We start from the raw sequence: 502 nt of genomic DNA on the forward strand, positions 1-502 counted from the left end.
CCGACCGCCTGGCGCAGCTCGGCGTGACGGCGGCCGACCTCGCCGCCGCGGTGAACGCCCAAAACGCGCAGTACGCCGCGGGCAAGATCGGCGCCGAACCCGCGCCCAAGGGGCAGGAGCTGGTCTACACCGTGACGGCGCGCGGCCGGCTGGTGCAGCCCGAGGAGTTTGGCGAGATCGTCGTGCGCGCGGCCGGCCCCAACGGCGTGCTGCGCCTGAAGGACGTGGCGCGCATCGAGCTGGGGGCGCAGAGCTACGACCAGTCCAGCACGGTCAACGGCATGCCGGCCATCGCGATCGGGGTGTTCCTGCAGTCCGGCGCCAATGCGCTCGACGTGGGTGACGCCGTCAAGGCGCGCATGGCCGAGCTCAAGCGCGAGCGCTTCCCGCAGGACGTGGATTACCTCATCCCCTACGACACGACGCGCTTCGTCTCGGCCTCGATCCACGAGGTGGTCAAGACGGTGCTGGAGGCGGCGGCGATCGTGCTGATCGTGGTGTT

Annotated in this window: 1 protein-coding gene; it reads left to right on the plus strand. The window is 70.7% G+C overall.

Annotated elements, in window-relative coordinates:
- Nucleotides 1-502: efflux RND transporter permease subunit (locus tag ACK4TH_RS13410; RefSeq protein WP_409627151.1), on the plus strand; the 502-nt coding region annotated here is incomplete at both ends.

Source organism: Tepidimonas sp., from assembly GCF_046292505.1.
Classification (GTDB): domain Bacteria; phylum Pseudomonadota; class Gammaproteobacteria; order Burkholderiales; family Burkholderiaceae_C; genus Tepidimonas.